Source organism: Ignavibacteriales bacterium, from assembly GCA_016700155.1.
In the GTDB taxonomy this organism is placed as follows: Bacteria; Bacteroidota; Ignavibacteria; order Ignavibacteriales; family Ignavibacteriaceae.
Map to the genome: position 1 here is coordinate 1,762,731 of CP065001.1, position 21,636 is coordinate 1,784,366.

Below are 21,636 nucleotides of genomic sequence, written 5' to 3' on the forward strand. Positions count from 1 at the left end.
CATAAATGAAAAAATACTTTCAATCCGGAGATATCTTTATTTGGTTAGCAGGAATGGGACTGGGAATAAGCCTGATTATGATTTCGGGACTTCTGGTTTTAATTCTGTCTAACGGTAAAGATTTTTTCTGGCCTTCTGAAATTATTCAGATTAAACGAACGGATGGAAGAATTCAAGCCGGCGAAATTATAACAAGAGAGCCGGTTCCTATTCTTAATCTTCCTGATTCTTTAAAGAATAAAAACCTTCAACGAATTCAATTGAAAGTAGGGAACAGGGATTTATATGGCTTTGATTTTACATGGATTGATGAAAGAGAAATAAACCAACAGTCATCACCGGAATACATCTCCACTATCGAAAGATTAGAGTTTGGTAATTTTTATGGCTACATAAAACAGATACTTGTTGAAGGTGAAATTAAAGTCAGCGGCGAACAAAACGTTCATCAAAATATTGAGCGTTATCTTGAATACGTTTCAGATGTAAGATCTGAAATAGCTGATATTGAAAAATCCGATATAGGCGGGATTAATTCAAAAATTGAAAACCTTCGTCTTGATATAAAGAAAATTCTGTACTATGAAAAAGATCCTACTAAATCAAAAGCGCAGATTGAAAATATTAATTCGGAAATTGAATATCTTAACCGTGAATATCTTCATCAAAGAGATATAGTCGACTCCCTCAACCTGGTCGCCACCCGTTATTCCGTTTACATTGAAGATGCATCAGGCTCGAGTAAAACTATTCCGATGAAAGATATTGTAAGAGTATATTATCCGAATGAGATGGCATTTACATCTAAAATCGGGTTTGCCTTTTCGAAGATTTCAGAATTTCTTTTCGATGAACCAAGAGAATCGAATACAGAAGGTGGAGTTTTCCCCGCTATATTTGGTACTGTGATGATGGTAATCCTGATGAGTTTAGCGGTCGTACCGTTTGGTGTACTTGCTGCATTGTATCTCAGGGAATATGCAAAACAAGGTGCTATGGTAAGACTTGTAAGGATCGCGGTAAATAATCTTGCCGGAGTTCCCTCGATTGTATTCGGTGTATTCGGGCTCGGTTTTTTCATCTACTTTGTAGGCGGTACAATTGATCAATTATTTTTTCCCGAAAGATTGCCTTCACCTACGTGGGGAACCGGCGGTATTCTTTGGGCTTCGCTTACACTTGCTCTGCTCACAATGCCAGTCGTAATTGTTGCTACAGAGGAAGCACTTGCATCAATTCCTCGCGGAGTAAGAGAAGCAGCTCTTGCACTAGGCGCAACTAAATGGCAGGTTGTACGGCGTGTGATTCTGCCTGCAGCAACACCGGGAATACTGACAGGTTTGATTTTATCAATGGCAAGGGCAGCAGGTGAAGTTGCACCGCTAATGATAACAGGTGTAGTTAAGCTGGCTCCTTCTCTGCCGTTTGATTCTTATTTTCCCTTCTTTCATTTAGATAGAAAATTTATGCATCTTGGTTTCCACATTTATGATGTCGGGTTTCAATCGCCTAATGTTGAAGCGGCAATGCCAATGGTTTATACAACCACATTATTATTAATACTGATTGTTATCCTGCTGAATATATCGGCGATGATCATCAGAGCTAATCTGAGGAAGAAATATAAAACCTCAACTTTTTAATTTTGAATTCCGGATATGAAGAAAGACAGCACTTTAATGACAGCACTACCAACTGACAAAAAGCATGACCATCATGATAAAATAAAGATAAGGGTTAGGGATCTCGATTTTTATTACGGTGAATCATTGGCGCTTAAGAAAATATCCATGGATATTCCATCAAACCAGGTTACTGCACTTATTGGTCCATCTGGATGCGGCAAATCAACTTTTTTAAGATCACTAAACCGGATGAATGATCTTGTTGATGGTGTTAGAATTCACGGTGAAATTTCGTTAGACGGAAAAGATATTTACAAGTCTGCAGTGGATGTTGTTGATCTGAGAAAAAAAGTCGGAATGATATTTCAAAAATCAAATCCTTTTCCAAAATCTGTTTATGAAAATGTTGCATTCGGATTGAGGATTGGCGGCATAAGTGACAAATCAAAAAAACAAATGGATGAAATTGTTGAGAGAAGTCTTAAACAGGCTGCAATATGGGATGAAGTGAAAGACAGACTAAATGAATCTGCGCTTGGACTCTCCGGCGGTCAACAGCAAAGACTTTGTATTGCCCGGGCGCTGGCAATTGAACCCGAGATTATTCTTATGGATGAGCCGGCAAGTGCGCTTGACCCGATATCAACAGCAAAAATAGAAGAGCTTATTCACGACCTGAAAAAAGAATATACCATTGTTATCGTTACTCATAATCTTCAACAGGCAGCACGTGTAAGTAATTACACAGCGTTTTTTTATTTAGGGGAATTAATCGAATTCGATAAAACGACTAAAATATTTACCAATCCTTCAAAACGTCAGACGGAGGATTATGTTACAGGAAGATTTGGTTAATCTTTTTAAATAATTATATTTTTGAAGATAAAATTTCAACCGGGAAAATAATGGAAAGACAATTTGAACATCAGATAGAAAAATTAAGAACACGTGTTATTAAAATGTGCAGTCTTGTTGATGAGCAGGTCGAATTTGCTATCAGATCAATTGAAGAGGAGAATACTGAGCTTTCGACACTTGTAATTCAGCGTGACAATAAAGTAGATAAATTTGATTTGAAAATTGACAAAATATGTCAAAAGATAATTGCTCTTAATCAGCCCGTTGCAATGGATCTCAGGATGATTATGTCGTCACTTACAATAAACACAAATCTTGAAAGAATAGGTGACATTGCAGTTAACATCTCCGAAAGTTTTTTAATACTTAAAAAGAAACCTTCCTTCCTTGCTGAAAGTCGTTTTTATGAGATGGCAAAAGTTGTTAAGACAATGATACGTAATGCGATTGATTCATTTATTGACAGTGATGCGAAGCTTGCTCAAAAGGTAATTGAGACTGATAACATTCTTGATAATTATAACATCGAGAACCATAAAATACTTATTGATATAATGAAGAGGAGCCCTGATAATATTGAACAGGCAGTTGCGTTATTAGTGATATGCAGGCAGATGGAACGCCTTGGTGATCATGCAACTAATATTGCTGAAGATGTTTTCTTTATTGTTGAAGCTCAGATGATAAAACATAAATATGAAAAGTATATTTTCAGCGAAGAGCACGATGATGAGGACGATGAAGAGTCGGTTTCGAAATCACCGAATGAATAACTAATCGTACAGAAGTCTTTCAATTCCTTTTTTTATTAATGCAGCACTCGAGTCCCCGGTTGCTTTCTCAGTAAGCTGGTTAAGTTTGCCGGTAAACAGCATTCCCCAACTCGCGTTAACAATCAGTCCGGGGAGCTTTGGATTTACAGGAAGAATTTTACCCTTCAGTCCGCTCTGAAAAGAATCCCTTACTACCTCTTCTTCTTTTTTAAGTAATGATTTGAAAAGTGCGGTTTCATTTTCAAACTCCGAATCCTTTACAAGGAACAGTAAGGTTTCATAAATCATAGGGAATTTCAGCGGTACGTTTTCTTTACTGAGAAGATAACTTGAAAGTGAATCCTCAATCCTGGAATCAACAGAAGAAAAAATATTTTTTACATCCTCAATCAAAAGACTTACTTCATATTCGAGTGATGCGTAGTAAAGTTCATCCTTAGATTCAAAGTAGTGATAGATTGAAGCTTTACCGATTCTTAGATCACGGGCAATTTCATTAAGAGTGGTTTTATGTAAGCCATGCCGGGCGAATCTTTTTTCCGCCGCTTTTATTATCTGGATTTTTTTTTCTTTCGCCAATTCAGTTCAACAGGTTAAAAGAAATTTTTATTTGATGAAAAATAACAATTTAGATTTAATTATTTGTTGACCTATCAGTAAAAGGATTTATCATCAGAGACAGAATCAACACAAGTGAACATCCGATAACATTGTACCATAGAAAAGATATATCAGTAAAATAATAACAGCATATAACCGCGACTTCTGCAATGATTGCAGAAATAAAAGCAGACGTGCCTGATACTTTTTTAAAATAGAATGCAAGCAAAAAAATTCCGAGTATGGTACCATAAAATAACGAACCAAGGATATTAACCGCCTCTATCAGTGAGCCGAGATGATTCGCAAACTCAGCAAACAGAATTGCGAGCAGTCCCCACATCACCGTGAATGTTTTGGTGGCAATAAGGTAGTGGCGTTCGGAGGCTTCTTTCCGGACCATCCTTTTGTACACATCAATAACTGATGTAGATGCCAGAGCATTAATTTCAGAAGAAGTCGAAGACATTGAGGCAGATAAAATCGCTGCAAGCACAAGACCGACAAGACCCACAGGCAGAAATTGTAAAACAAAAGTAAGAAAGATGTAGTTCGTATCATTTGGGTTTGAATCAGGATCATTAAGTGCAACTAATGAACTTACTCGTTGTCGTATTTTTATAGTCTCATCTGTACTTAATTTTAAATCGTGTTCTGCTGATTCAATTTTACTTTCGTCACCGGAATTGAGCGCACTTATAAGTGTATGTAATTTTTCTTTTTTTTCTGCGCTTATATCTTCAAACTGCTTTTCAAGTTCAGAGTATTCGAAGGCATATTTTCCGCTTTTTAGTTTTTCAGTTTCAACAGGATTAAAAAATAAAGGGGGAGTGTTGAATTGATAAAACATAAATAACATTGCACCGATAAACAGTATAATAAACTGCATTGGAATTTTTACAATTCCGTTCACAAGTAAACCAAGTCTGCTTTGTTTAACAGATTCACCGGTTAAATATCTTTGCACCTGTGATTGATCGGTTCCGAAATATGATAACTGAAGGAACAAACCGCCAAGTAAACCAGACCAGAAACTGTAGCGATTGTCAAGGTCAAATGAGAAATCTATACTTTCAAGTTTTCCCATTTTACCCGCAGCCCTTATTGAATCCATAACTGAAACATCCGTCGGCAAAAGCAGAAGAATAACTGCAAACGCTGTGAACATACCGACAGTTATCACTATCATCTGGTGAAACTGAGTCCAGCCGACAGCCTTAGCCCCGCCGGTGGTAGTGTAAATGATCACCAATAATCCGACAATTAAATTTGTTAAATATAAATCCCACCCAAGCAGTACAGACAGAATAAGTGAAGGAGCATAGATTGTAAGACCTGCTGCAAGTCCTCGCTGAATAAGAAACAGAAAGGCTGCGAGTGCTCTTGTTTTTATATCAAACTTTGTTTCAAGATATTCATACGCAGTAAATACTTTTAGTTTATGATAGATCGGGACTGCTGTAACCGAAAGTATAATCATAGCTATCGGAAGCCCGAGATAGAATTGAACGAACCGCATCCCATCTACATACGCTTGTCCGGGAGTTGATAGAAATGTAATCGCGCTTGCCTGTGTTGCCATGATTGAAATAGTAATCGTGTACCATTTCATATCATTATTTGAAAGGAGATAACTTTTTATGTTTTTACTTCCGCGCCCTTTGTAGACTCCATAAATAACAATAAGGATAATTGTCCCGCAGAGTATAATCCAGTCAAGAGTTCTCATTCAAAAACTTTTGTGAATATATAAAACAAAACAATAAGGAATACCAGGTTGCCGCCTACGAGCAGATACCAGCCATTCCAGGAATCGAATAAAGGAGGTTTGTCGTTTTCTTTTTCCGCCATCGTTTGTTTTAATTATTTAATGAATGTCTTTCAACCCCTGCTGACAATAGATTCACAAAGAACTTGTAAGCACCGGTAACTCCGGCTGGCAGCTGCCGCCACCATGAAATACCTGTGTAGATAAATACCCCCGTACCATACTTTGTATAAAGAAGTCCGCCGCTAGCTGGCTCTTCAAGACCGTCTGTAAAAGAAACTACACTTTCAAAATGTTTATCCCAATCCTTTGCAAAATAAAGTCCACGCTCCTGTACCCATCCATCAAAATCTTCTTCAGTAATTCTGTTGGGATAATTTAATAGTCTGTGTTCGGGGTCCGGAAAAGAAAATTTACTGTTTTCATCTGTCACACGAATACGTGATAAACTTAAAGGATATGGTGAAAAATTATCTGTTACCAGTCCTCTGTCTATGGTGTACTGAACAATTAATGTTCCGCCTGCTTTTACATAATCAAGTAATTTATCTTTTTGCTTTCCTAACCTTTGTCTTGTGTTATAAGCACGGATTCCCGTTATTATAACATCATAATCAGTTAATCCGCCGTTATCAAGTTGTTCATCAGTCAGAATATCAACAACATACCCAAGCTGGCTGAGATATGCCGGTACATCATCTCCTGAACCCATAATGTATCCTATTCGATCGACTACTCTCGGCATATCAAGTTTTATAAGTTTTGTTTCCGCTTTAGATAAAACAATTGCAGGCTTTATATGCTGATAAGATATTTCCGTCAATGAATAATCTGAATTACCTTTATCAGATTCTACAAATGCTTTTAGCATTTCCGTCGAATTATTTTTTGAAGGAGTAACCTGGATATTAAAAAATACTTCATCATATTTTTTATTAATGCTGAAGTTAAATTCAGAAGGGGATATAGTCCATCCATCCGGAATTGTAAATTTTAATTTGCCATTGATCGAATCAACGTTGCTGCGGAGTGATAAATTAATTTTCCTGTTTTGATTATCACCAAATACATATACATCCTCATCAAATTTTATTGTTGCTGAAGGAAGAATTTCAACAGGTCTGTACTTTTCACCCTCAACAGGATCGGTTTTCCTGTAAAGAACAGGAACATCCAGCTTTATTTCCGAGCCATTATAGATGAGCGCAAATTCGCAACTCAACGCCGGAGGATTTTCCGGTTCGGCTAATAATAGCTGATCGTCAATCCTGAATAAACCTTTCTCAGGGCTTTTCACGAGCCAGTATGGTTGAGAATATTTCATCTGTGAGGGTAATACAAAATCTGTTTCGAAAGTGATGAATTTGTTATTTTCCAATTTTGAATTCACTTCAACAATTTTATTAACAGGTTTGATAATGATACTTTTTAATTCAAGAGGAATTTCTGAACGGTTAACGATTCCCGCACTCACTTCAATTTTTGATCCGGGAGAATATGAATAGTCTTTTGCGATTGCTTCGATCCATAATCCTGCACAATAGCTTATCAGATTTTGAACATCACGTAGTTTGCTTTCTGTAAGATTATTTTTTTCAAGTTTATTCAGTTCATCATAAATCTTAAAAAGAACAGGAAGACTTTTTGATGGATTGGTGGGCTGGTATTCGTTGATGGCTTGATTTATTAATTCACTGACTTTACTGCTATTCTTAATCCTGTTCCATGAAAGATCAATTCCTTCAAACATATCTGAATCAGCAGATTCACCTCCAAGACTCAAAAAGTGATTCAGGTTTTCACCTCGTCTTCCTGTAGCACCGAATCCCTGACTTTTGTGCATGCTTCTGCTGAGTGCCGCAATTTCTGTGTATGACATTCCGAGCAGATTGTTGTATGTACCAAGGTCAAGTTTTATAAGTTTAGTTAAATCAGTTTTATTTGCTTCCAGTAAAGGAAGCCATCCATTCCAGAAAATTCTTTTTGCCTGCCATACATCAACATATTTTAATTGTTCGGGAAATTCATTTTTATCACCGGCTTTCGTAAATGCTTCAAGTGCGAGTATTGCTGACGCTGTATGCTGCCCGTGTCCACCTTCACCAGTGGTTGGAAATCTGGTTATGATTACATCAGGCTGGAATTTTCTGATTATAAAAACTACATCCGAGAGAAGCAGATTTTTATCCCAGATACTAAAAGTTTCTTCGGCTGATTTTGAATAACCAAAATCAATCGCTCTTGTAAAAAACTGTTCGGCACCGTCAATCTTCCGTGCTTCCATTAGTTCCTGTGTACGAATCACTCCCAGGTATTCAGCCTGTTCACTTCCAATAAGGTTCTGTCCGCCGTCACCACGTGTAAGTGCAAGGTATCCTGTTCTTAACATCATTTCTGAATTCATATATGAAAGCACCGCAGTATTTTCATCATCGGGATGTGCGGCAACATAAAGAACACTTCCTAGAACTTTTAGTCGTTTAAGTTCCTGAAAAATTTCGGATGAGTTTTTATTTAGTGATGGTTGAGCTGCGGCAAAGGCAGTAATGAGCGTAGCCATAATTATTGAAGCGGTTTTATTTTTTAGCATAAGTATTTTTGATTGATTAGGAATGATGGATATCTATTTCTATCCACTTACACTATCAATTTAATATCAGAATTAGAATGATTACAAGATAAAAATAAATTCATTAAATAGAGCGATTTATTTATATTTGCTCATCAAAAATTTACCTTCAAAATGAATTTAGATATTAATGGAATCATCATCGGCGATAAAAAACCTTTTGTTCTTATTGCTGGTCCGTGTGTCGTTGAATCAGAAGAACTGACAATCGGGATAGCAAAAACAGTAAAAGAAATCACCGCACGGTTAAACATACCTTACATTTTCAAAGCAAGTTACAGGAAAGCAAACAGGACAAGCGCAGCATCATTCACTGGTATTGGTGATGATAATGCTCTAAACATCTTATCGCGTATAAAAAGAGAATTGAATTTACCTGTATTGACAGATGTTCATTCACCTGAAGAAGCGAAAACCGCAGCAGACTTTGTTGATATTCTTCAGATACCTGCTTTCTTGTGCAGACAGACGGAGTTGCTGGTTGCCGCAGGATCGACCGGAAAAGTTGTTAACATAAAAAAAGGACAGTTTCTCGCTCCCGAAGATATGAGTCACGCAGCAGCTAAAGTAGAATCAACAGGAAATAAAAAAATGTTATTAACTGAACGAGGAACTACTTTTGGTTATCATAATTTGGTTGTTGATATGCGTTCTTTAGTAATAATGAAAGAGCTTGGTTATCCTGTTGTGATGGACGCTACACATTCAGTTCAATTGCCTTCAAAAGATAATACCAGCGGCGGACAACCGAAATTCATTAAGCCTTTAGCAAGAGCCGCTGCAGCAGTCGGTATTGACGCATTATTTCTTGAGGTTCATCCTGATCCATCAAAAGCGTTAAGTGATGCTTCGAGCCAGTTAAAACTAAGTGAACTTGAAGACTTGTTGAAGGAGATATCTTTAATAGACCGTGCGGTAAAAAATTATTAGTGGAATAATGAATGGAGATACAGGCGATTTAATTTTCCCAAGATCACTGAAGCGTGAAGAAACTGATTTAATAAATTTTGTTTTACCGGAATACAAACCCGGTTATTCTAAATACAGGGAATTAATTAATAATTATTCAGTTCTTGGAAAATCTTCAGTTAAAAGAAATGGATTAGTTCTTGGTCTGGCAGATAAAAAACCTGATGAAGATTTTTTTAGAATGCCTTTGTTCGCCTGTGGAAATGTTTCAGTATCAAATGTATCGAAGGATATTTTCATTTACCAGATGATGGATGAGTTCATTGAATTTGAAATTAATGATTCAGTAGTCAATCAAGCAGTTGAAGTCCGCTGGACATATTCAGAATGGGTACCCGGAAAAAATTCACCTGAAGACGGAACAAATGTGAGGGAAATAAAAATCCAGGATGCGGATTACATACTTGCTTTAGCAAGAGAGACGAAGAGAATCTGGCTATACGAAAAAGATACAGGTGTTAACTATTTGATTCCTGTGACAAATTATTTCAATGAGTTGATGAGGTATAAAAATATCCGCGATCCTAAAATTGCATTACAGCCAAACACATTGTTTAAGGAGATGGGGACTTATTCCGACGAAGATCTAATTTCCGCATTAATTATATACAACAAATATTTACACCGGTTCCCGTTGAAAGAAAGAATTCATTTAGTTCAGAATACAGAAATTAAAAAACAAAAATTCGGGTTCTTCAGGAGAAACAAAAATTGACACACGATGAAATAATAAATAAAGGTAAAGAAGTAATCAGGATAGAGGCTACGGCAGTTCAGGAACTTGCTTCCAGTATTAACGGAAATTTTGTTCAGGCTGTTGAAGTTATGTTCAATTGTAAAGGCAGAATTGTTTTAACAGGTATGGGTAAGTCAGGATTGATTGCACGGAAGATCGTTGCAACACTAAACTCGACAGGCACTGCCGCAATTTATCTTCACCCTACAGATGCGCTTCACGGCGATCTCGGAATGGTTCGTAAAGAGGATGTCGTAATATTAATTTCCAGCAGCGGAACTACTGAAGAGATTCTGAATTTATTGCCTATGCTGAAAAGGTTAAAAGTTAAACTTATTGCTATGACCGGCAAAGAAGATGCTAAGCTTGCGAACGAGTGTGATATATTCTTAAATATCGGAGTAAAGGAAGAAGCCTGTCCGCACGATCTTGCACCAACTGCCTCGACTACTGCAACACTCGCAATGGGAGATGCACTATCGGTAGCACTTCTTGAAATGAGGAATTTCACTGCGGAAGATTTTGCATACTTACACCCGGGCGGCAGCCTCGGTAAACGATTATCATTACAGATCAGGGAGATAATGATAACCGGCGATAAAATACCAAAGGTTAATGAGCAAACTTCAATCAAAGATGTTATCCTTGAAATAACTTCAAAACGGCTTGGAACAACATGCGTAATAAATAATGCAGGTAAATTAATTGGAGTGATAACTGACGGAGATCTTCGCAGACTTCTTGAAAGAACACTTGATATTAAACAGTTAAAAGCAAAAGATATTATGACTAAAAATCCTAAAGTCATGAAGTCAGAATATCTTGCATCATTCGCCCTTCAGCAGATGGAGAATTTCAAGATCACATCACTGATTATAATCGATGATGACAATTCTCCTGAAGGTATTGTCCATTTGCATGATTTGATTAATCTCGGACTTCGAAACAGATGAGAATGGTGTCGGTGATTATTCTGTCGCTATTTATTTCTGCCTGTTCAGGTGAAAGAGTAAAGCCTGTAATCGATCCCAATCTTGTTGTGGAAGAACTTCCAACACAGGAAAGCTGGAATTCAAAAGTTGTTTTTACAGACTCCGGGCAAACAAAAGCAATTCTTCACACAGGACATTTAAGAGTTTTCAGTAAATCAATGGAGACTTTGCTTGATGATGGGGTGAAGGTAGATTTTTATAACCAGATGGAAAAAATTTCAACTGTGCTTACATCAAAGCGCGGCAGAGTAGATGATGCAACCAGAGATCTATATGCTATTGATAGTGTTGTTGCAGTGAGTGACAGCGGTGTCACAGTTTCAACTGAAGAACTAATGTGGCGGAATAAAGATCGTAAAATAGTTTCAGATAAATTTGTAACAATAATTTCTCCAAAAGAAAAAATTCAGGGATATGGTTTTGAATCAGATCAAAGCCTGCAGAACTACGTTATTTATAACATAACTTACGTTACAAGTATTGATTCTACTTCACAAAAAAGCGGACAGAAATAATTGAGAAAGATCTACATAAATATTTACGCTTTCATTTTTATATTCTTCACCACGGTGTCGATGAATATTTTTGCACAGGAAGATCTTATAACTGTAGTTGGTGACAGCCTGGTTGGAAAAATTGTTAATGGTGAATCAGTTCGTGAAGTCTATGGCAATGTTATACTAAAACAGGGAAAGGTCACCGTTACTTGTAACCAGGCAATTCAGTTCATAGCAAGGAATGATGCTGAACTCATCGGTAATGTTATTGCTGTACAGGAAAATACAACGATCAAAACTGAACGGGGATTTTATTACGGTAATGAAAAAAGTACAATAAGTGAAACAGGTGTATCACTTGATGACGGAAAAGTTATTCTTAAAGCTGTAGTAGGTGAGTACTTTTTTAATGAAGACCGTGCATTCTTTCACAAAGATGTTGTTCTGTACGATACTGCAACCACTCTTACTGCTGACTCATTGACCTATTTTAAAAGTGAAGACAGGACAGTTGCAACCGGTAACGTTAGAATCATTGACGCAAGTAATATTATTGATTCAGACACTCTTGAGCATTTCAGGAATACAAGAATTACTTTTGCAAGCCACAGGGTAAAGATCAGCAATAATGAAAATAATATCGTCATTTACGGCGATCATTTGGAAGATTATGCGGAGAAAAATTTTACACTGATCGATAAGAATCCATTGCTGATACAGGTTGATACAACATATAATCCGACAGACTCAGTAAATAGTTTTACTCTTGATACCCTGGTTATTCAATCGCTCGTTATGGAAGCTTACCGCGATATTACAAATCTTTTTTACGCAAAAGATAGCGTTAAGATCGTAAGAGGAGATTTTGCTTCAACAAACGATCTTACAATTTACTACAGGGATATTGATAAGATTATAACAAGTAAACACCCGCGGAGTTTAAAACAACCCGTACTGTGGCAGGCAAATTCTCAACTAACCGGGGATTCAGTGACTATTTATTTAAGAGAAAAGCAGATAAGCCTGATGGATGTTGACCGGAATGCATTCATACTTTCACAGCATGATATTTATCGTGACAGGTTTGACCAGACATCAGGCGACAGGGTATCAATTCACTTTAAAGAAAAGACAATCGACTATACTGAAATATTCGGGAGTGTGTACAGCATTTATTATCTTTATGAAAACAATGAACCAAACGGATTAACCAAATCAACATCAAGAAACGCAATAATAAAGTTTGAGGATAAAACTGTTAGTGAAGTTCGATTATACGGCTCACCATCAAGTGAGTATTACCCTGAAGGTCAGGTTGCAGGAAAAGAATTATCATTTACACTTCCTAAATATGTTTTTTATCCGGACAGACCAGTTAAGGAAAAATTAATTCCTGAATGGATTTATGAAAATCAGGGAAAGATAAAACTTCTAAACCAAATCGGTATTCAATAAATGAATTCAACAAAATTAAGAAGCGAAGATTTAGTAAAGATTTATAAAAAAAGAACAGTGGTTAATAAAGCTTCTGTCGAAGTTTCAAAAGGTGAGATTGTCGGACTGCTTGGACCAAACGGTGCGGGCAAAACAACTACATTTTATATGATAACCGGAATGATACGTCCCGAAAAAGGAAAAGTATTTTTAGATGAAACGGAGATCACTTCAGTTCCAATGTATAAGAGAGCAAGAATGGGAATTGGTTATCTTCCGCAGGAGGCCTCAATCTTCAGAAGATTAACGGTTGAGGAAAACCTTTATGCTGTTTTGGAAATGACAAAACTAAATGCAAAGGAAAGAAAAGAAAAATGTGAAAAATTACTGGAAGAGCTTTCGATTGCACACATACGCAAGAGTAAAGGCTTCCAGTTAAGCGGCGGCGAAAGAAGACGAACAGAAATTGCGCGTTCATTGGCGACCGATCCGAGTTTTATTTTACTTGACGAACCATTCGCAGGTGTTGATCCTATCGCTGTAGAAGATATCATGACTATCGTGGCAAACCTTAAGAACAGGGGAATAGGAGTATTAATAACTGATCACAATGTTCATGAAACTCTGAGTATTGTTGATAAAGGTTATATACTGATAAACGGAGTAATATTTAAACAGGGCAAAGCAATTGAACTTGCTGAAGATGAGGAAGTCCGAAAATTATATCTTGGCGAAAAATTCAAATTGGATAGATACTCCTGAAATAATTTACTTCAGTTTTAAAGTCACTATAAAAGGCAGATGGTCTGATGCAGAAGTAAAGTGTTCGTAAGTTCTGGCACGAATCCCGCCTGATGATTTACAAATATCTTTAATTGAAAATGAAATTAGTATGTGATCGATCTGCTGTCTTATTCCTTCGAACTCATATGTCCATCTTGTATTTAATAATGACTGATCAAAAAAATCTTTATGACCGGTTTGAATCAGATCATCATAAATATCATCAATTCCTCTCAGCCGTAATAATGTTGGTTGTCCCCTGTAATCATTCAAATCACCTGTGACGATGATATTTTTTCCGTCACGCAGATCATCAAGATAATGTCTTCTTACAATTGACGCTTGTGAAATTCTTTGCTGATCTTCAGCATATCCACCTCGTTCAGAAGCAAGATGAAGCACATATAAAATGAAGTCTTTATTAAATGCTGTGAATGTCACTCGCATACCCTTACTTACACCGGTGTGTGTTTCTGTTTCAGGGTCATCGGTTTCTGGAAGATAATATTCTCTGCCGGGTATTTGCTGCAGTACTTCTGAAAGAGGAAAACGTGAGATAACTGCTACATGCTGATTCGTTGTGTTATCTGAAGAAATGCAGACTGCTTTGTGCGGATAGTTCATCCCAAGTGAATTTAGTTCCGTTCTTAATAATTCAACGTCCGCTTCCTCGCCGACTTCAGTAAGTGCAAGTACATCGGCTCTCAACTGTACAAGTACCTGGGCAACTAATTCAGTTGATTCCAAAAATTTTTGATCACGAAAGCCCGGTTGTGACCATTGCTGTTTTTGTGCATCACTTGCCTGGTTGATGTTTAACGGCAATCCGTACCTTACATGTATTTTATCTTTGTTCAGGAATTCACAATTAAATGTCGCGATCACTATACTGTCGTTTTGAGCTAAGACAAAAGATCGATCGCTAATAATCGTAATGAACAAAACCATAAATAAAAGTGTGCGCCTTTGCATAAAGCCTCCTTAAAGAAATGAGATTTGACTGACAGCAGAAGATACAATTTTGAAAAGTTATTTACTTCAACATAATAGTTGAACAAAAAAATATTAAAGTCCTGAACATTTATTGCAAAAAGAAAGATTAAGTATTATTTTTACGACGCAAAAATATGGGCTCATAGCTCAGTTGGTTAGAGCATCTGACTCATAATCAGAGGGTCGGTGGTTCAAGTCCATCTGGGCCCACTTAAAAGGCTTCAAAACAAATTGTTTTGGAGCTTTTTTGTTTTAAATACTTTACCGAATAATGAATTAAATCTGGACTATTCAAAATAAAACCCTTAATTATGTATAGTAAAAGTGCAGGAATTTGCTTGCGAAATTAATAATAAAGTCTGAGGGGTTATGACTAACAAATTAAAAATTTATCCGATCCTGAAATCCGCTATCATCTTTCAAATAATTTTTTCATCATTTCTCTTTGCTCAGATCGAGAGTGTAATTCAGAGGTATAGAGATGATCAAAAAGGCAGTATTAATAACAGGCGTCAGGGCACTCTTGATGGTAACCTTGTAAGAACTTTATTTTATACTAATGGTGAAGTTGGTAAATGGTCATTTCATCCATCAGGTGAATGGCCTATTGGGTCTGGACATTCATACCTTTCCGGAGTAGCAGTATTAATCGCTGCAGAAGTTATGGCTCCCGGGAATAGTCAAACTATCCATCCGTTAGAAACATCTTATAGAGAGTGGATGGATCCAAATCCACCGATAGGTATTGAAAAATGGGGGTTGGAACCAGTAGAAGGTTATGCAAAAATAGGTTCTACATTTCCTGCTTTAACCCTCGTACCTTCAAGTTGGCCTGATGAATGGCCAGATGCTTTAGGTTTGTCTGATGATTGGGATGGACATTGGTATGGATATTTTGGCAAAGATGTTTTTAATGCTGATCTTGAATCATTCTTTGTGGTGGATGATTCAAAGGACAAGGAATGGTCACGATCACCTTATAATTACTACCCAATAGCTTCAGATACAGATAGAGCAGGGTTAGGATTACGAGTAGAAGTAAGATCATTCCAGTGGAATGCTGAACTTCTTGAAGATATTATTTTCTGGAACTATGATGTCATAAATATTTCTGATTACGATTATGAAAAAACATGTTTTGGAATTTTTACGGATAGCAATATAGGTGGTTTCGAGGATACAGGCGACGACTGCGCATCAGTCGATAGTACGCTTGCTCTTGCATACTACTTTGACTATGACGGGTTAGGCAGTCCCGGAAACTGGGTAACCGGATATATGGGGTACGCTTATCTTCAGAGTCCGGGTAATGTCTTAAACGGAATTGATGATGATGGAGACGGGATGATTGATGAGAGAATTGATGATGGTATTGATAACGATGCTGATTGGCGACCTTTTGATGATTTGAATCTTAATGGTGTTTGGGATCCACAGGAAAATGAACCACTCAATGATGATTTGGGAGTCGATGGTATTGGACCTGAAAATCAAAACTATAACGGTCCTGATTTGGGAGAAGGTGATGGTCTTCCGACCAATGGTGAACCTAACTTTGATCTTAAAGACAATCACGAATCGGATCAGATTGGGTTAACAGCCGCATCAATTTACAGGCTTGGTGAAGGGGGGACGGGAGGCGGTTGGCCAAAGGATGATGAACCAATGTGGTTGAAGATGAGCAGTGGAACATTCGATTCAACACTTCAAAATGGAAATATGGCTATTGTCTTATCTTCTGGAACATTTCCATTTAAGAAATGGACGAGACAAAGATACTCTATGGCATTAATGTTTGGAAATGATCCGGATGATTTAATTTTTAATAAAAAAGTTGCGCAGGCATTCTATAACAATAATTATGTTATGCCGGATTCAATTACTTCGGTAGATGATGAGAAGTTATCTTTGCCAACAAATAATTTTATTCTTTATCAAAACTATCCAAACCCGTTTAATCCTATAACCGAAATCAGTTTCTATTTACCTGTCGATGGAATGATTAAACTTACTATCTATGATGTTCTTGGCAGAGAAGTAAAAATATATTCTAATGAATTCTACCGACAAGGTGAACATAAAATTCAATTTGACGGAAGTGAGTTAAGCAGTGGTATATATTTTTATAAACTAAGCTCTGATGATTTTAGTCAGACAAAAAAATTCATCCTTCTGAAATAAGAGACATGACTTTGGCAGCCAATATCAAAGTAATAATTTAAAATTATCAATAAAATAATTTTGAATTCTGCAAAGCTTAATCTGAAGTGACTTTACCATAATTGAAGATGGTATAATTATAGTACCCTATCTTTACTTTTAAGAATCAGGATTTACTAATGCACAAATTCATAGTTAAAATTTTATTTGTTTTCATATCAGTGTTTATCAGTGGCTGCAGCAAAGAGGATGCTCCAACAAATACGCCTCCACCAAACACGGTAACAAAAAGTCCAAAGAGGGGGCTTGCTTATAACCTGACACATCCGCTGGATCTCGATACGTTGAAGAACGGAATTTCCTGGTGGTATAATTGGTATCATTCATCCACAGCTCCGGCTAACTATTATGCAGATTACAAGATGGAATTCATTCCAATGTTATGGGGCGGAAACACAAGCAGTGGTGATATGATTCAGGTTAAAAATTATATTATGAACCACCCGGAAATACAATACCTGCTTGTAATGAATGAACCAAACCTCACTGATCAGGCAAACAGAACACCCCAACAGGCGGCTGCAGACTGGTTAAAGTATGAACAGGTTATCAGTGAACTTGCGGCTCAGCAACGAACAGTTTATCTCGTCGGACCTGCAATGACATGGGGAACAATGTCCGGATTTTCCGATCCTGTAGTTTGGCTTGATGCTTTTTATGAAGCTTATAAATCAGCTAACGGCGGAAGACTTCCTAAAATAGATTACCTTGCTTTTCACTGGTATGATTACGGACTTGAAGCACAACTGAACAGGTTACAGAAGTATGGAAAGAAAATCTGGATTACCGAAATGGCTAATTGGAATGCACAAATAAACTCATATCAAAAGCAAGCTGAGCAGATGCAGCAGATGGTTGCATTATGTGAAAGCAGGGAAGATGTGTTTCGTTATGCCTGGTTTATCGGAAGAGGAAATTTTCCTGACAATAAATTTACTTACTTGTTTAATGCAGCTCCTGGGGATTTGAATGAACTCGGAAAGCTTTATTTGAGTTTGCCTTATTCGCAGTGAAAGAAGTTTTTTTATAAGAATATCAACTAACAGATTATTTCTTTCTGAACACGATAAACGTCATATCATCTTGTTGTCTGTTACCTGCCGTCCACTCAACTGCGGTTGATGAAAAATAAGTTATGATTTCTTCCGGAGTGCTTTTCCCTGAAGTTTCCAAAAGCTTATTTAGATTTTCATATCCAAACATTTCATTTTTATCATTGAATAATTCCGGCAGACCATCGCTCATAAGCATAACTGTATCCCCAGATTCAAGTTTTATTTTGGTTTTACTGTAAGTGTAATCAGTGACACCAAGCGGCAATCCTTTCAGCGAAATAGTTTCAACAGTTCCCGATGATGAACGATATATAAGTGCAGGAGGCATTCCGGCACCGGCGAGTTCAATTTCATCTTTACGGAATTTAACGAGTGCCATTGCCATAAACATGTTAGGGAGATTCATCTTCTTAAGTGCAAAACTTAATTTGTTGAGTATACCGGCAATATCATCTTCGCGTGACAAAAGATTGAAAAGACTTTTTGTAGCAGTTACCATAGTTCCAGCCTGGGCGCCGTGTCCGGTTGCGTCGCCAATTGCTATTGTAATTTCACCATGTGTGTTTTCACAAAAGTCATAATAGTCTCCTCCCACTTCCGTAGCGGTAATCATTGCTGCCGCAATTTCAATTTGAGGATGCGCAGGCAGTTTTGCAGGAAGCATCGATAATTGTAAACGTCTCGCATCTTCGAGTTCTTTTTTCTTCTGTTCAAATTCAATTTGAAGAAGCTTTGCTTTTGCATCGGCGGATTCCATTTCAGTTTCGTGCAGCTGCTTTAGTGTTTTGTGTGCTTTGTGTTTAAGCCTGTACCTGTTAAATAATAATAATGATATAACAACAACTGCGAGGAATCCGGCAAATAAGGCTGAGTTGTAAAGTGTCTGGAGTTCTTTATCACGCTGAAGAATTTCTATTTGTCTTTTCTGATTTTCACTTTCATATTTTGTCTCAAGCTCAGCGATGGTTTCCTGGCTTTCGGTGTTGAACATTGAATCATGTGCGGCTTTGTATAATTTATGTTCAGCTAATGCTTCTTTGAACATGCCGTTGTTTTCATAAATCGAAGCAAGAATGCTGTGTGCTTCACGAATAGTTGACCAGCTGTTACTTTCAAGTGCAAGTTCAAGTCCGCGTTTACCGTCATTTAAAGCGGATACATAGTTATTTAGTTTGTTATAAATCTCCGCGCGTACAAGCAAAGAACTTGCAAGACCGTTTTTATCACCAACTTTTTCACGGCTGTCAATTGCCCTGGTAATATAAGCAAGACCTTGTGAATAATTTCCAAGCTGTTCATATATAGATGCAATGTTATTCAAGGCGATTGATGTTGAAGATTCATTATCAATTTTTTCCCATATCTCAAGTGCCTGCTGATAATAATTTAAAGCGGAATTCAGATCTTTCTGAAGTTCTTTTACAGCACCAATACTATTTAGTGTCGATGCTAAACCTCCTTTGTTACCAAGTTCATTCCAGTATTTTAATGCCTGCTCATAATATTCAAGTGATTTATCAAATTGCTCAAGCTTCTGATAGATGATTCCAATGTTGTGAATCGACCCTGCAATACCGCGGGTATCATTTCGCATCTGGTTATGCTTAAGCGCAAGGTGATAAAATTTCAGAGCCTCATCGTAATTGCCAATTATGGCATGCAGGATGCCAAGATAAGTGTAAGTGCTTACAAGTTCATTTTCATTATTATTCAGTTTAAGGATTTCGAGTGCACGGTTATGGTATTTTAATGCTTCATCATTGTTGCTAAGTCTTCTGTGAATTGAACCCAGCTCATTCATAACCTTTGCATTAAATACAGGTTCATCATCCAATAGATCGGTCACCAGAAGTTTAGATAGAACATTTATTCCTTCATTATAATTTTCTTCATTCCTCAGAATCCTTGCTTCAAGAAGAGATTTGTAGATCTGACCTTTTTCAACATTAAATATTCTTAGCTGATTTGAAATAAAATTAATATAACTCTTAACTGAGTCAGGATTATTCAAAAGAGCATGTGCCCAGCCTTTATAAAATAAAAACTTCAGTTCAGATTCTTTGTCATTTAATTCTTTTGCCAGTTGAATACCCTGGTCAGAATACTCAAAAGAATTTTTTACCTGACGTGAAAGAGCAGCATCGGTAATTTCATCAAGCAGTTTCAGCTTTATTTCACCGTCAGCGTTATCAAGAAGTTGTATAAGGCTATCAACCTTTTGAGCAGGAACCAACCCAGCATGTAGTATTACAAGTAGAAAAAATAAAAAATGTTTCATCGTTCAATCTAAAATTTGATTAACACACTATTTCTTAAAGAGAGATAATAATCTCCATTACTTTCCAAAAATTTTCCGTGAGTTATGACTTATGAGCGATGCAAAATTAGCCCGATGCACAATAAGTAACAAACTATCTTTAGCCTTAATTGATGAATAACAACTATGCAATGATGGGCGGCTAATATGCTTGAACCTATCTAAAAAATAAATTGAAACTGACAATGCATTTATCTAAGTTTGAATCAGAAAAATCAATTTAAAAAGGGCTGTTATGAAACAATTTCTTTTTCTCTCATTCGTAATCTTTTTTACTTCAATTCTTTATGCACAATCCAATCGTGCCGGCAAATTTGGAATTGGCTATTCAGGTAATCTCAGTTCTTCAACTAATGCGATTACAACAACTATCTGGGCTGATAACAGTATTGCGATTGAACCACAGTTTGGTTTAAACAGAGTTGAACTTAAAAACAGTAGTGCCACAATGTACCGGTTGGGACTGGGTATGCTTTATAACCTGAGCGAATCCGAAATATTACCTTACTTAGGATTTCGAATAACTGCCGCTGTTGCTTCAGGCGAGAATGCTTCCTACACCGATATGATTTATTCATTGGTATTTGGTGGAGAATATTTTATTAGTGATCATTTCAGCGCAGGTGCTGAAGTAAGATTAAACTATGCAAATACTGACGAAGGATTCTCTCCATTATTTAATATTGAACAAGCAAGCATTATTACTACAGAACAAGTCCTAAACTTAAAATTATATTTTTAGGTGAATTGATGAAGAAGATATTTTTTCTAATTCCATTCCTGCTAGTGGTTTCTTGCTCAGATAGCTCATTTGATCCGACATTACTTTCAGATGGGTTTAAAGGAATTACACATACAGGACCTGAAAGCCCTCAGCCACTCGGAGGTATGTATGATCCAAGTGACTGGTGCACTGGCAAATCGAATGGTTTTAATAAAGAAAAGACCGATATCGTTGTTCCTAATTCATTTGCATTTTATCCATGTTATCCCAACCCCATTTCAATAAATGGAAAGACAACGTTACAGTTTAGTCTTCCTCAGGATTCATTTGTTAATCTATACATAATTGATAAATACAATCACATATTATATACCCTACTTTATACAAATATTTCCGCTGGAGTGCATAGCGTAATGTTTGATTCTCAGGGATATCAAAAAGGTATTTATCGCTTTATTATTGAAACCGAACAGAACACCTGCAAAGGTGATTTGTGGATTAAGTAAATCTTTAAGTAAGCATTGAAAAATTTTCTGTGCTCACGTAATTGATCAATTTAGAGAAGTCAGGCTGTCACGAACCAATTCTTGACAGTTTGCAATGCTTCGCACTTAACCATTCATCATTACAATCGTTCGTTCATTCAACTTTATACTGAAATCA

The 21,636-nt window shown here is 36.8% G+C and carries 18 protein-coding genes and 1 tRNA gene; 14 read left to right on the forward strand and 5 right to left on the reverse strand.

The features are described 5' to 3' along the window. Positions 1-5: 5 nt before the first annotated feature. Genes pstA through phoU form a run of 3 tightly spaced genes read left to right on the forward strand, consistent with a single transcriptional unit; the run spans position 6 to position 3,256 of the window. The gene (gene pstA, locus IPM56_07260; protein ID QQS37738.1) at positions 6-1,643 is read left to right on the forward strand and encodes a phosphate ABC transporter permease PstA; all 1,638 of its coding nucleotides are present in this window, start codon (positions 6-8) and stop codon (positions 1,641-1,643) included. 15 nt (positions 1,644-1,658) lie between these two features. Then, positions 1,659-2,480, forward strand: a complete 822-nt coding sequence (locus tag IPM56_07265; GenBank protein QQS37739.1) for a phosphate ABC transporter ATP-binding protein — start codon at positions 1,659-1,661, stop codon at positions 2,478-2,480. Between the two features lie 50 nt (positions 2,481-2,530). Further along, positions 2,531-3,256, forward strand: a complete 726-nt coding sequence (gene phoU / locus IPM56_07270) for a phosphate signaling complex protein PhoU (GenBank protein QQS37740.1) — start codon at positions 2,531-2,533, stop codon at positions 3,254-3,256. Here the strand turns inward: phoU and IPM56_07275 are convergent, their stop codons facing one another. The 3 genes from IPM56_07275 to IPM56_07285 all read right to left on the reverse strand — a co-directional run bounded on the left by IPM56_07275 (position 3,257) and on the right by IPM56_07285 (position 8,214). After that, positions 3,257-3,835 carry a TetR/AcrR family transcriptional regulator gene (locus tag IPM56_07275; protein ID QQS37741.1) on the reverse strand — a complete coding sequence of 193 codons (579 nt, stop codon included), beginning with the start codon at positions 3,833-3,835 and terminating at the stop codon, positions 3,257-3,259. 55 nt (positions 3,836-3,890) lie between these two features. Continuing rightward, complete coding sequence (locus tag IPM56_07280) at positions 3,891-5,585, reverse strand: sodium:solute symporter (protein QQS37742.1); 1,695 nt, start codon at positions 5,583-5,585, stop codon at positions 3,891-3,893. A 130-nt stretch (positions 5,586-5,715) separates the two neighbouring features. Further along, on the reverse strand, positions 5,716-8,214 hold the full coding sequence (locus IPM56_07285) for a PIG-L family deacetylase (protein QQS37743.1): 2,499 nt from the start codon (positions 8,212-8,214) through the stop codon (positions 5,716-5,718). Positions 8,215-8,367: 153 nt separating this feature from the next. Between IPM56_07285 and kdsA the strand changes: the two genes are divergently transcribed. From kdsA to lptB, 6 genes are read left to right on the forward strand one after another with little or no spacing between them, the layout of a single operon-like run. Beyond that, positions 8,368-9,183 (forward strand): 3-deoxy-8-phosphooctulonate synthase, encoded by an 816-nt coding sequence (gene kdsA, locus IPM56_07290; GenBank protein QQS37744.1) that lies wholly within the window; start codon positions 8,368-8,370, stop codon positions 9,181-9,183. A gap of 7 nt (positions 9,184-9,190) precedes the next feature. Beyond that, positions 9,191-9,937 (forward strand): hypothetical protein, encoded by a 747-nt coding sequence (locus tag IPM56_07295; protein ID QQS37745.1) that lies wholly within the window; start codon positions 9,191-9,193, stop codon positions 9,935-9,937. After that, entirely contained in the window at positions 9,934-10,911 is a 978-nt protein-coding gene (locus tag IPM56_07300; protein ID QQS37746.1) for a KpsF/GutQ family sugar-phosphate isomerase, read from the forward strand. The genes IPM56_07295 and IPM56_07300 overlap by 4 nt, the downstream gene beginning before the upstream one ends. Positions 10,912-10,913: 2 nt before the next feature. Further along, positions 10,914-11,465 carry an LPS export ABC transporter periplasmic protein LptC gene (lptC, locus tag IPM56_07305; GenBank protein QQS37747.1) on the forward strand — a complete coding sequence of 184 codons (552 nt, stop codon included), beginning with the start codon at positions 10,914-10,916 and terminating at the stop codon, positions 11,463-11,465. Beyond that, positions 11,466-12,902, forward strand: coding sequence for a hypothetical protein (locus IPM56_07310; protein ID QQS37748.1), 1,437 nt, complete (start codon positions 11,466-11,468; stop codon positions 12,900-12,902). Beyond that, the gene (gene lptB / locus IPM56_07315; protein QQS37749.1) at positions 12,903-13,643 is read left to right on the forward strand and encodes an LPS export ABC transporter ATP-binding protein; all 741 of its coding nucleotides are present in this window, start codon (positions 12,903-12,905) and stop codon (positions 13,641-13,643) included. A 6-nt stretch (positions 13,644-13,649) separates the two neighbouring features. Here the strand turns inward: lptB and IPM56_07320 are convergent, their stop codons facing one another. Next, positions 13,650-14,636 (reverse strand): endonuclease/exonuclease/phosphatase family protein, encoded by a 987-nt coding sequence (locus IPM56_07320; protein QQS37750.1) that lies wholly within the window; start codon positions 14,634-14,636, stop codon positions 13,650-13,652. A gap of 157 nt (positions 14,637-14,793) precedes the next feature. Here IPM56_07320 and IPM56_07325 point away from each other — a divergent pair. From IPM56_07325 to IPM56_07335, 3 genes are all read left to right on the forward strand, one after another. Further along, a tRNA-Ile gene (locus IPM56_07325) sits at positions 14,794-14,867 on the forward strand. A gap of 159 nt (positions 14,868-15,026) precedes the next feature. Then, positions 15,027-16,838 carry a T9SS type A sorting domain-containing protein gene (locus IPM56_07330; GenBank protein ID QQS37751.1) on the forward strand — a complete coding sequence of 604 codons (1,812 nt, stop codon included), beginning with the start codon at positions 15,027-15,029 and terminating at the stop codon, positions 16,836-16,838. A gap of 158 nt (positions 16,839-16,996) precedes the next feature. Beyond that, the gene (locus IPM56_07335; GenBank protein QQS37752.1) at positions 16,997-17,890 is read left to right on the forward strand and encodes a hypothetical protein; all 894 of its coding nucleotides are present in this window, start codon (positions 16,997-16,999) and stop codon (positions 17,888-17,890) included. Between the two features lie 34 nt (positions 17,891-17,924). Here the strand turns inward: IPM56_07335 and IPM56_07340 are convergent, their stop codons facing one another. Next, a complete protein-coding gene (locus IPM56_07340; protein QQS37753.1) occupies positions 17,925-20,210 on the reverse strand; it encodes a tetratricopeptide repeat protein in 2,286 nt (761 codons plus the stop codon). A gap of 274 nt (positions 20,211-20,484) precedes the next feature. Here IPM56_07340 and IPM56_07345 point away from each other — a divergent pair, with 274 nt between their 5' ends. Together IPM56_07345 and IPM56_07350 are read left to right on the forward strand one after the other, a co-directional pair. After that, entirely contained in the window at positions 20,485-20,991 is a 507-nt protein-coding gene (locus tag IPM56_07345) for a hypothetical protein (GenBank protein QQS37754.1), read from the forward strand. Between the two features lie 8 nt (positions 20,992-20,999). Continuing rightward, a complete protein-coding gene (locus tag IPM56_07350; GenBank protein ID QQS37755.1) occupies positions 21,000-21,479 on the forward strand; it encodes a hypothetical protein in 480 nt (159 codons plus the stop codon). Positions 21,480-21,636: the final 157 nt, after the last annotated feature.